The following is a 10,537-nucleotide window of genomic DNA, read 5'->3' on the forward strand; positions in this document are numbered from 1 at the left end:
GAGTTGCAGCGTCCGTACCCCGGCGCACGTCGCGGTGAGCAGGTCTCCCCCGTGCTCGACGAGCGGGGCCCCTCGCCTCGCGGCCCTCCACGAAGACCCGCAGGGCACGGCTCCGCGCACGGGAGCTCCGGCCCCGACCACATTCCAGGAGGCACCCGTGTCCATCAGTAGCCCGGCCCGCAAGTCCAAGAAGAGGAAGACCAAGCGCGACCAGGAGGAACTCCGCCGCCGCTGGTCGCACGCCCAGGGCCCGTTCCTGGGCGCCGCCAACGCCGCCTCGCTGGCGCTGGGCGTGGCCACGGTCGGGTCGCTGCCCGAGGTGGGCCTGCCGGTGTGGGCGCCGATGGCCGTGGGCGCGCTGGGCGCCACGGCCGCCTACACCCGCGCCGCCACTGCCAAGCTCCCCGCCCTGTCGCGCCTGTACCGGCCCGGCCGCTGGGCGGGGTTCGCGGGGTGGACGTCGCTGGCGCTGGCCGCCGGCACCCCGTGGTCGGTGGACCTGCTGGCCGCGCTGGGCGTGGGCGCGGTCGCCTCCGCGCTGCTGCGCCCGGCCTCCACCGCATGGGAGATCGCCGTGCAGGACCGCAAGAGCGAAGAGGCCATCCAGCGGGGTCGCCTGGCCCTGGCCGTGGAGTGGGAGCGGCGCGTGGACCGGGTGTGCCATATCAGCGGCACCGTGGTCACCGACATCCGTGAGTGGGAGAACGAGCACCCCACCGACCCCTCCCGTGTGTGGAAGACCGGCTACACCGTCAAGGGCAAGCTCCCGCCCAGCGCCGGGCTGGACGCGCTGGAGCGCAACACCCGCAAGATCGCCGACGACGCCGACCTGCCCGCCGGGTGCGGGGTGGAGGTCGTCGGCCTGCCCGAGTCGCGGCGCACCTTCGAGCTGTTCGTCAACACCGTCAACGCCCTGGACGAGACCCTCTACTACCCGGGCGACTACACCCGCCAGTCCATCTACGACGGCATCACCAACGGCGTCTACCGCGACGGCACCAAGGTGAAGCTGGACCTGAAGTGGGCGACCGCGGTCCTGATCGGCGCCACCGACTCGGGCAAGTCGAGCCAGCTCGCGGCGATCATGGCGTCCCTGCTGCGCTGCGACGACGTCATCATCTGGGGCATCGACCCCAACGGCGGCGGCCTCTTCGAGCCCTACCTGCGGCCCTGGGTCGAGGGGCGCGCGTCCCGGCCCGCGATCGACTGGGTGGCCACCGACCCGGCCGAGATGCACAAGATGCTCGACTTCGCCCTGGCCGCGATCGAGGCCCGCCACGTCGGCTACGCCGACCTGAAGAGGCAGAAAAACGACACCAAGATCCCGGTCTCTTCAGCGGTGCCGCACATCCAGATCGTCACCGACGAGACCGCGTCCCTGCCCGAGGAGATCAAGGCCAAACTCACCGAGCTGAGCGACCGCTCCCGGTCCTCGTCCATCCGCGCGCTGATCTGCGCGCTGCGGGCGATCAGCGACCACATTCCCACCTCGCTGATGGCGCAGGCGTCCCTGCGTCTGGGGCTTCGGGTCAACGACAAGACCGAGCTGCACCACCTGTTCGGGTGGGAGGGCAAGATGCCGCTGGCCTCGGAGATGCCCGACCCCGGGTACGGGCTGGTCCGCCACAAGGCGGCCGAGAACCCCAAGCTGTTCCGGGGCCTGTTCGCTCAACCCGACAAGGCCGACACCGTCGCCGAGGCCACCGCGCAGTGGCGCCCGGAGCTGGACGACGTCACCGTGCGGGTCAACCCCGGGTTGTACATGGACCGGTGGGAGCGGGCCCGCAAGGCCGGGTGGCTGCCCGGCCTGGGCGAGGACAAGAAGGCCGGCGGGACCGGGAGCAAGCCCACGGCACCCCCGGCGCCGACCCCTCCGGCTGCGGCCACGCCCCCGGCGGACAAGAGCGGTCCTCTCGGGGACATGGTCGGCAAGCTCGGGAGCCTGGGCGAGGCGATCCGCAAGACCCGTGAGGAGATCGAGCACAAGAACGGGCGCGGGGCGCGCGACCCCGAGCGCGTCGATGACGAGTTCCGCGCCATGACCGAGGGCCTGGCCGCCGAGGGCGAACAGCGCCTGCCGCGCGTCCTGCAGGTCGCGCTGCAGATCTCGGAAGGGGAGGACGTCAAGGGCGCGGAGATCGCGCTCATGGCGGCCGAACTGCGGTGGTCGCGGCCCACGGTCCGGGCCCGGATGAAGGTGCTGGAGATCGAGGAGCACTCCGTCTCGCTGCGGTGGCGGCCCGGGGCCAAGAAGACCGACCGCGGCTATGCCCGCGAGGTCCTAGAGGCGGCCCGCGACCGGATTCTGGCCGGGGATCTGAGGGTCCCGCCGGGCATCGACGCCGACGAGCCCACCAAGGAATGAGCCGTGACACGGCCCGTGACAAGTCGTGTCACGGGCCCGACACGAGCACGACACGAGGCGTGTCACGAGCCGTGTCGCAGGGCTTGTCACGAGGCTCGTGTCGCCCCCGTGTCAATGCCTCGTGACGCCCCTGACCTGCGGACACGTCCCGTGTCTCGGGATTCCTGAGAACCCCCTCTTGAGAGGTGGAGAGGACATCGGATGTCTGAAGGGCTACTCCTCGCGGCGGTGCTGTGTCTGGCCTACCTCGCGGCCGTGTGGGCGGCGCACGAGATCGAGTCACGCGGTTCGTTCGACTCCGGCCCGGCCGGGGCCGCGCCGATCGTTGGCGGGCTCCTGGGCCTCGCCGTCGTGGTGGCCGCCGGCATCTCCTGCGCGCCACTGACATGACCCACCCCGGGTGATGCCTCTGCTCACCGACACCCGTCAGGTGTGGGTGAGCGGGGGGACCACCCGGTCCACACACGCAAGACGGCCCGCCCCGATTCGACCAAGGACCGGGGGCGGGCCGTGCTACTCCCCGAAGGAGCACACCCAGTATGACCGCGCAGACCCCGAAGAAGGCGAAGCGGTGCTGCGGCACCTCGATCGGTGTCCTGATCACCGACCCCGCCGACCAGCTGGTCATGGTCACCCGCGGCTGGTGGCCCAAGGGCACCGCCCCGGTCGCCGGCCACGTCCGCGATGAGCACGCCAGCGTCACCCAGGCCCTGGTCGCCGAAGTCCGCGAAGAGGTCGGGCTGACCGTGACCGGCACCCCCCGGACGCTGTGGCGGGGCCATCTGCCGAACCTGTGCGCGTCCCTGCCCGCGCAGCCGATCGCGGGGCACCAGTGGGAGGTTGTCGAGGCCACCGCCGAAGGCGAGATCATCGCGGCCCCGGGCGAGACGAAGGGCGCCCGCGCCTACACCCGGCAGGAAGTCGACGCCCTGGTCCAGGCGACCCTGGACCACTACCGGGCCGGCGGCCTCCCGGCCGACCAGCCCGACGCTTCGCTGGAGGCCGTCTGGTTGCGACTCCTCTACGGGGCCGGGCGTCTGCCGTGGCTGTCCCAGGAAGACCTGGACCTGGCCGAGTTCGCGTACACCACCGCCCCCGGCGAGTACTGGCTCGGGGGACGCCCGTAGGAGCGGCCCCTCATCCGAGGACCCGTTTTTGGAACCCTGCCCTCCACACGCGATGTGGGGGGCAGGGTTTTTCCGCGGGACGGGTCGGCGTCACGTCATCCTGGCGATGACAGATCCGTCACCACTGTGATGACACCCCACCAGGGAGGCCCTGTGCCCTACGTCCACGACACCACCGACCCCCACGACGCCGGGAGACTCCTCAGCGAGGGCCGGCTGAGGGGGCTGAGCGGCAGCGAGTCCGGCCCCATCCTGAGTGGCCTGATCGACCGGGCCCTGGCCGCACGTCGCGGCGGCCTGGACCGGGCGCCGACCACCGCCGAGGAGGCGCTGGCCGCGCTCACCATCGTCCGACAGCTGCGCGCCTGGGTGGAGGGCGTGGAGCCCCGGCTCGTGGACATCGCCCGGCAGGGCGGCGCCACCTGGGAGCAGATCGCCCCGCACGTGGGGGTCGCCGACCGGCGCGCGGCCCAGACGCGCCGCGCCCGCCAGGAGCCGCAGCAGTAGCCCTCGCCCGGGGGCCGATTTTCAGAACCCTGTCACGGACATGCGTCCGTGGTGGGGTTTTTCCGTGCCCGGGGGCCTCGCGGCCTCGCCCCCGATAGCCGGTGATTACCGACGGCCAGAACCGGGCACGGGGGCAGGATCCGGGCGCGAGAACGAGAACATGCTTCAATCCCACGGCTGCGATCCGGGGGGCGGTGGAGAAGCTTTTCAGTCTTTCTGAAAGTCTGACTTTCTGACAGTAGACTGAACGCTGAGTGTGCCGGTTGGGGAAGCGGCACAACCGACAGAGAGGTCCTCGCTATGAGGAACACCAAGAAGGGACGTCGGCGTGCGGTGATGCGTCGTAAGAACCAGCTCACCCTGCCTCGGGAGGTCACCGAGGCGCTGCACATCCGTGAGGGCGACGAGGTCGAGTTCGAGATCGGCGAGGACGGCCAGGTCGTGTTGCGTGGCATGACGGTGGTTCCCGCGGATCAGGCCTGGTTCTGGGATCGGGAGTGGCAGCAGGGGGAGCGGGAGGCCAGCGAGGAGATCATCGCGGGCCAGACCGAGGAGTTCGAGGGCGCGGAGTTGATGTTCGACGCTCTTGAACAGGAGCGGTGAAGACCAGTTGGCCACGTTCGCTACCACCTCCCGCTTCAAAGCGGACTTCAAGAAGCTGACCAGGGAACAGGCCGCGCGCTTTCGGCGGGTGGTCACGGGTGAGTTCGCGCCCGACGTGCAGAAAGGGGAGTTCCGGCCCGGTCTGCGGGTCAGGGGCGTGCAGGGTGCCCCGGGGGTCTACGAGATGACCTGGGCTCCCGACGGCCGGGCCACGTGGGAGTACGGGGACGAGCGCTTCCCCGGTCGGCCGCACGTGATCTGGCGCCGGGTGGGCACCCACGCCATCTTCAGCCCCGGCCCGCCCTGAGAGGCCTTGACCGCATCTGACCCTGCATCACCAGGCCCTCCTGGTCGGCATCGCGCCGGCCAGGAGGGCCTTTTCGTGTTCGGGGCCGGTTGCGGCATTCGCCCCTCGCCGGACGGGGCCCGGCTGTAGCGTGGCGGCGCCCTGACCCTCCTTCCGAAAGGTGGCCATGGCCGACATCACTGACTCCGCGCACACCAACCACCTGATCAAGCTGCTCATGATGCTCCCCTCACCCCACATGGAGGACACCTACGGTCCGTTCTGGGATCGCGTTGCCGCAGACGTCAAAACCAGCCCCCGCTACGTCACCGGCAAGATCGCCATGCACCTCAAGCTCCTCCTCGGCGAGGAGAACCCGCTCCGGCACCGCAGGGAGCTGGCCTCCTACGCCCTGTACTTCTTCGGGCAGGCCGGCGACGAACTCCTCATGAGCATCGCCACCGAAGTGGACATGGGCGCCCCTCAGGACACGGCGGGACGGCTGTGGGTGCAGGAGCTGCGCACCACCGCGTTCGCCGTCCTGGAGGAGACCTTTCCTGAGGAGCGCGTCCACGAAGCCCTCACCAGCTGGGTTCGTTCCAAACGCTGACACAGCCCGCCACAAGGTGTCCGGTTGCGGCCATGCACGGCTGCGCACGGTTCGGAACGAGTACAACACGAACGACTCCTCCTGCCTACTCACGAACAAGGTGGCCCGTGGCGGTACAGAACCTGAAGCTCACCAAGAAGATCGAGGCCAAGCTCGGACAGGAAGGCCTCCAGCAGGTCGCGGCGCACCTGTGGGCACGCGACTGCCAGACCTGCGGGAAATCCCTGGGCGCCGAACCCCCGGCGCTTTACGTGATCGACATGCACACCTACGCGTTCGCCGAGCTCAACCACGAGGCGTGCCGCACCCCGGACTGGAACGACAGCGGCTTTGTGACCCGTAATTCGTCCAACGACGCCTACCTCTCCCACGAGACCTTCAGCGCGGTGCTGCCCTTCTCCAAAAACGGCGCCGTGGACCTACGCCCGTCCCTGCTCGTCAATCCCGGCCTCGAAGCCGTGTGGCTCGAACTCGACGAGCAGGACAACTGGCAGGTGCAGATCGAGAAACGGTTCGACCACGCCGGACTGCGCCCGCTCGGACAGATCCCGATGGACAGCCCCGTCAAGGGCGCCACTGCCAAGCTGACGCGCTCCGAGATCGCGGTGACCTTCACCGACCCGCCGTTCTCGACCTACAGCGCCCCCATCGCGGGCCCGAGCGCACCCAAGATCCGCGCCGCCCACAAGGACAAGCAAGGGGTTCTGGTCATCGTGTCCCACCTGTTCGACTTCACCACCCCCACCCCCGAACACATCTCCGCTGTGTTCTCCTCGGGCAAGGTTCGCAGCGGCTGGGTGGGCTTCGCCAAGGACGGTTAGCCCCAATACACAAAAGCCCCGTCCGGAGAACCCGGGCGGGGCTTGTCGTGTTTTTTGGGGCCTCTAGGCCCGCTGCTCCCGAGCGCCCGGCGAAAGGTAGCCGGGGCGAGGAAGATTGCTACAGCCGTTGGGGGGCGGACCAATCCGGCCGCGCGGAGTGGTCTAGCTGAACCGCGTGGTTCGTGCCTGTTTCGGCTGGTTCTGGCCGCCGGTAACTGCTCTTATCAGTGCGGTCAGGGGCACCCCTCAGGGCGCCCTAGCTCATCGGACGAAGGAATCCTTCATCTGATGAAGGCCCGTTGCCCCTTCACCCCGTACTTGGTTCGTCCCCCCGGTTCGACCGCATGCGGCCTCCACAAGACCAGCGCACGGAGTGGGCCTTACCGTGTGGTCCGCACATGCTTGGGTGAAACCCCTACCCTCATCAAGGAGGCCGCTGCGGTGACCGGACAAACCACCCCCGCGGAGACCACTGGCCGCCCCCACCGGCGCAACCGATCCTGGATATGGATTGCGGTGGCCAGCGTCGTTGTCGTCCTGACACTGTTCGCAGGGTGGCTGCTGTGGTCCAACCCCGCCCCTCCGGAGCCAGTCCAGGACCCCAGGACCGCCGAGGCCGCCACCCCAGCCCCATCCCCGGTCCCGGCGGGCACCTTCGGCGTGCAGGAGGGACGGGACCGGGTCCGGGACCGCTACCCGGTGGGGTTCGAGCACAACCCCGAAGGGGCGGTCTCGGCTGTGGTGCACGAGCTGGGGGCCCTGTCGACCACGGACTCCCCGGCGCTGGCGCAGGCGTTGGGCGTCTACCGCGGCACCGAGACAAGTGCTGCGTCTGTCGACCGGGGCATCCAGCGCCAGCGTGCTGCCGAGCTAAGGCACGGGCGACCCGCGGGCACCGTCTTCGACTCCGAGGCCTACCCCCAGCCCGAGGCCTACTACTACATGTCCCCGCAAGGAGTGTGGTGGGAGGAGGTCAACGCCGACACCGTCGAGGTCCTGGTCCTGGCCGACTTCGAGGCCTCCGACGGCGCCCAGGTCACCACCCAGATGCGGATGATCTACGGCCGCACGATGGTGTGGGACCAGGAGCTGCGCGGAGGCGACTGGCGGGTGGAGGAGGTCACCGACCCCCACAGCGAACCCTTCTACGAACTCCGCGAGGAGGAGTACCACCTGGAGTTCGAGGCCTGGACCCCGATCCACCACCCCGAAGCGGGCGACTCGTGATCGATGGCGACTGGTTGACATCCTCACGAGCGGGCCGCCGTGCCAGGACTAGGCCCGCTGCTCCCGAACGCCCGGCAACAGGACATGTAACCGGCGAGTAGCTCTTACCGCCGGATCCTGTTCCGATGTTCCAACCAGCGCCAATTGCATCTGATGCGAATACGCGAGGGTTTGCATACGAGACCGGGGAGCGCGAGAGACCCTACACAGCCTGGCCAGCAGGAAGAACCGTGGCGTCGAGTCAGTGGCCGAGGGCGGTTCTCGCACAAGCGATGTCTCTCACCCTGCCACCCTGACCAGGGCATTTGCACGCCGCTCGCATTGGATTCGATGATCTCGCATCCAATGCGAGCGGTGGAAGGTCACTATCTGTGAACATCGAAGGGCGTGCTCCCGGGGAGGCCGGGCTGCAACTGGTCTCCGGCCTGCCCCTGCTGCGCCCCGAGGAACAGGTGTTCACCGCGATGCTCCAGGGCTGGCGCGCCCCTGGGGGTTAGTCGGTGTGGTCCTGTTGGTCCTGCCAGGGCAGGGGTGGGCGGCGTTTGTCGGATCCGCGGCCGTGGCCGGGCCGGCTGTTCCACATCAGCAGCAGGTCGCGCACGTGGTAGCGGGCCCGGGGGTACCACTGGCGGTGGCCGTCGACGGTGGGGGGCAGGGTGTCGGGGCGGTGGTTCTTGATGTGGACCACGGTCTTGGTGTTCACGCCGACCAGGGCGGCGAAGCCGCCGAGGGTGACCTGCTTGACCAGGTCCCGTTCGGGGAGTTCGACCGGGGTGGCGCCCCGGGGTTCGAAGGGGGCGAGCCTGGCGGGGTCGTACAGGTTGCTCCCGCCCCCGCCGCCCTTCTCGCCGGCCCCGTGGCGGGTGCGCTCGGGGGCGGGGAAATCGGGGTAGTAGCGGGGCATGACGTGCACGGCGTAGCCGTGGCTGTAGCCGCACCGCGCGGCCCACTCCCTCAGGGTGATCAGGCCCTCTTCCTCGGGCATCGACACCGCACCTCACTCCTTTGCTGGTACTGGGGACAACGACTGTAGGACGCGGTTCTGGGGCGGAGCCGCGACCGTCAAGATCGGCTTGACAGTTGCGCGTAGGTGCCGCGCCCGTGGGCGGCCTGCCGGCTGGCGCCCAGCACCGTGCCGGTCTCGGTCCAGGAGGCCGTGCCACCGGGCGCACACGTGTCGGGGGTCGAGGAACCTCGGAACAGGATCCGGCGCTAAAGACCGCTCCGGCCTTTTCACCGGTCGGTGGTGAGCGCCTCCAGCGCGCGGGTCTTGTCGGCGTCGGTGGGCAGGGTGTAGCGGCGGGTGGTGTTGAGGTCGGCATGTCCCATCAGCTCGGCGACCAGGACCACGTCGACCGGGGCGGGGGCGACCTCGCCGCGGCCTCGGACGAGGTCGGTGCCGAAGGTGTGGCGCAGCACGTGTGGGCCGAACGGCTCGCCGTCGTCGGCCGGCCCGATGCCTGCCGCGGCCCCGAGAGCGGACACGATGGCGTTCGCGGCCCGGGTGGACAGCGCCCCGCCGTCGCGGTTGCGGATCAGCGGGCCCGCGGCGGGGCGGCCGAGCTCGTCGAGGAGTTCCTCCAGGGTGGTGCGGGCCTGGGCGTGCAGGGGGACGGTGCGGTCCTTGCCCCCCAACCGGCCCTTGCCGCGCACCCGCACGCTCCCCTTCCTCGCTGAGAGGCGGATGTCGGCTACGTCCAAGGCGACGATCTCGGCGATGCGTAGGCCGGTGTAGTAGGCCAGGTGGCAGATGGCCCGGTCGCGGGGTCCTGCGTCTCGGGCCACGGTGCGCAGGAACCGCAACAGCGCGCGCTGGGCCAGGGCGCGCGGTGCGTTGGGGCGGGCTAGGTGTTCGCGCACCACCTGGGGGCGGCCGGAGCCGCGCAGGGCGAAGAAGGCGTCCACGGCGGCCAGGCGGTTGTTGATGGTGGCCGCGCCCAGGTGGGTGCCCCGCGCGGTGCGGGTGTTCTTCAAATGGCGCCGGTAGTCGCGCACCGCCCAATCCCGGGCCGCCGGGTCGGTGAGGGGGTCACCGTCCACGGCGTCGGCCTCGCGCGCTTCGGCGAGCCAGGCCAGGAAGTGCACCGTGCTGCGCCGGTACTTGTCGCGAGTGGCCGCCCCCAGATCGGTGGCCGAGGCGAGACGTTCGGTGAACGCGGAGAGCTCGCCCGCCAGATCCGCCGGAAGGTCCACGGGTCGGCGGGGCCGCCCGATCCGTGTGTTTCCAGAAGTGGATTCGGGGAGCTGTTCTTGACCAGGGGTCGTGTTTCCAGAAGTCACCCTCGCAGTCTACTTCCGGAAATGCTCGTTTCCAGAAGTACAACACCCTTCTCGGACCCTGAATAAGTTACTCGTGGGTTACTTGTCCTGTTGCCGGGGCTTCGGGAGAACCAGGCCTAGGACAGGGCCCACGGCAGTCATGCACGGGCGTGTGGTCGGTGTTGTTCAGAAGGGGAGATGTCGGCGTCGGCAAGAGGTCGGCAAGGGGGTCTGACCAGGGATGGACGTGCCGGTCACAGAGGGTCAGTCAAGCGGCGTGTCTACCGTGGGGTCTAGCGCAGGGACCAGTGCGGGGTCTACCGCCGGGTCTAGCGCGGGGTCCAGTAGGACCGCGCCGGTCACCGGGCGTAGCCGGGACCGGCCTCCTGGGCGAAACCCCCCGCGCGCCCGCGCTGCGGGTGGCAGGCTCACCCCCATGAGTGAGACCACCACCCCCTCCGAGACCGTGCCCGTGCGCCTCGTGGGCGGCCCGGCCGACTGGCACGGGCAGACCCTGACCATCCACACCCGCGAGGAGCTGGAGGGCCCGCGCGACGCCCTGGGCACCTACCTGATCTCCTCCGGCGTCCCCGCAGACCACCCCGACCCCGGTGCCCGGGCCGTCTACGAACCCGGGGGTTGCCCAGATCCTGGCCGAGTGCGCCCGGCGGGGCCTGACGACGGACCCCTGGGAGCAGCTGGCCCTGGACACCGGCCTGTACTACCACCAGG

Annotated in this window: 13 protein-coding genes; 11 read left to right on the plus strand and 2 right to left on the minus strand. The window is 69.9% G+C overall.

What is annotated here, in order from left to right:
• Positions 1–157: 157 nt before the first annotated feature.
• From ACFWTE_RS28345 to ACFWTE_RS28390, 10 genes are all read left to right on the plus strand, one after another.
• Positions 158–2,365, plus strand: coding sequence for a hypothetical protein (locus tag ACFWTE_RS28345; RefSeq protein ID WP_378782981.1), 2,208 nt, complete (start codon positions 158–160; stop codon positions 2,363–2,365).
• Positions 2,366–2,566: 201 nt separating this feature from the next.
• Positions 2,567–2,755: a hypothetical protein gene (locus ACFWTE_RS28350; RefSeq protein ID WP_378782982.1), complete on the plus strand. Its 189-nt coding sequence runs from the start codon at positions 2,567–2,569 to the stop codon at positions 2,753–2,755.
• 149 nt (positions 2,756–2,904) lie between these two features.
• Positions 2,905–3,492: an NUDIX domain-containing protein gene (locus ACFWTE_RS28355; protein ID WP_378782983.1), complete on the plus strand. Its 588-nt coding sequence runs from the start codon at positions 2,905–2,907 to the stop codon at positions 3,490–3,492.
• Positions 3,493–3,645: 153 nt separating this feature from the next.
• Complete coding sequence (locus ACFWTE_RS28360) at positions 3,646–3,999, plus strand: hypothetical protein (RefSeq protein WP_378782984.1); 354 nt, start codon at positions 3,646–3,648, stop codon at positions 3,997–3,999.
• 336 nt (positions 4,000–4,335) lie between these two features.
• Positions 4,336–4,602, plus strand: a complete 267-nt coding sequence (locus ACFWTE_RS28365) for an AbrB/MazE/SpoVT family DNA-binding domain-containing protein (protein ID WP_378782993.1) — start codon at positions 4,336–4,338, stop codon at positions 4,600–4,602.
• Positions 4,603–4,609: 7 nt separating this feature from the next.
• Entirely contained in the window at positions 4,610–4,909 is a 300-nt protein-coding gene (locus ACFWTE_RS28370; protein WP_378782985.1) for a hypothetical protein, read from the plus strand.
• Positions 4,910–5,075: 166 nt separating this feature from the next.
• The gene (locus tag ACFWTE_RS28375; RefSeq protein ID WP_378782986.1) at positions 5,076–5,498 is read left to right on the plus strand and encodes a hypothetical protein; all 423 of its coding nucleotides are present in this window, start codon (positions 5,076–5,078) and stop codon (positions 5,496–5,498) included.
• Positions 5,499–5,605: 107 nt separating this feature from the next.
• Positions 5,606–6,319, plus strand: a complete 714-nt coding sequence (locus ACFWTE_RS28380; RefSeq protein WP_378782987.1) for a hypothetical protein — start codon at positions 5,606–5,608, stop codon at positions 6,317–6,319.
• A 516-nt stretch (positions 6,320–6,835) separates the two neighbouring features.
• On the plus strand, positions 6,836–7,546 hold the full coding sequence (locus tag ACFWTE_RS28385) for a hypothetical protein (RefSeq protein WP_378782988.1): 711 nt from the start codon (positions 6,836–6,838) through the stop codon (positions 7,544–7,546).
• Between the two features lie 371 nt (positions 7,547–7,917).
• Positions 7,918–8,043 (plus strand): hypothetical protein, encoded by a 126-nt coding sequence (locus tag ACFWTE_RS28390; protein ID WP_378782989.1) that lies wholly within the window; start codon positions 7,918–7,920, stop codon positions 8,041–8,043.
• Here ACFWTE_RS28390 and ACFWTE_RS28395 read toward each other — a convergent pair.
• Positions 8,040–8,531, minus strand: coding sequence for a hypothetical protein (locus ACFWTE_RS28395; RefSeq protein ID WP_378782990.1), 492 nt, complete (start codon positions 8,529–8,531; stop codon positions 8,040–8,042). The genes ACFWTE_RS28390 and ACFWTE_RS28395 overlap by 4 nt on opposite strands.
• Before the next feature lie 248 nt (positions 8,532–8,779).
• Complete coding sequence (locus ACFWTE_RS28400; protein WP_378782991.1) at positions 8,780–9,739, minus strand: tyrosine-type recombinase/integrase; 960 nt, start codon at positions 9,737–9,739, stop codon at positions 8,780–8,782.
• 502 nt (positions 9,740–10,241) lie between these two features.
• Between ACFWTE_RS28400 and ACFWTE_RS28405 the strand changes: the two genes are divergently transcribed.
• On the plus strand, positions 10,242–10,537 hold a 296-nt coding region (locus tag ACFWTE_RS28405; protein WP_378782992.1), incomplete at its 3' end, for a hypothetical protein.

The organism is Nocardiopsis sp. NPDC058631 (assembly GCF_042716955.1).
Lineage (GTDB): Bacteria > Actinomycetota > Actinomycetes > Streptosporangiales > Streptosporangiaceae > Nocardiopsis.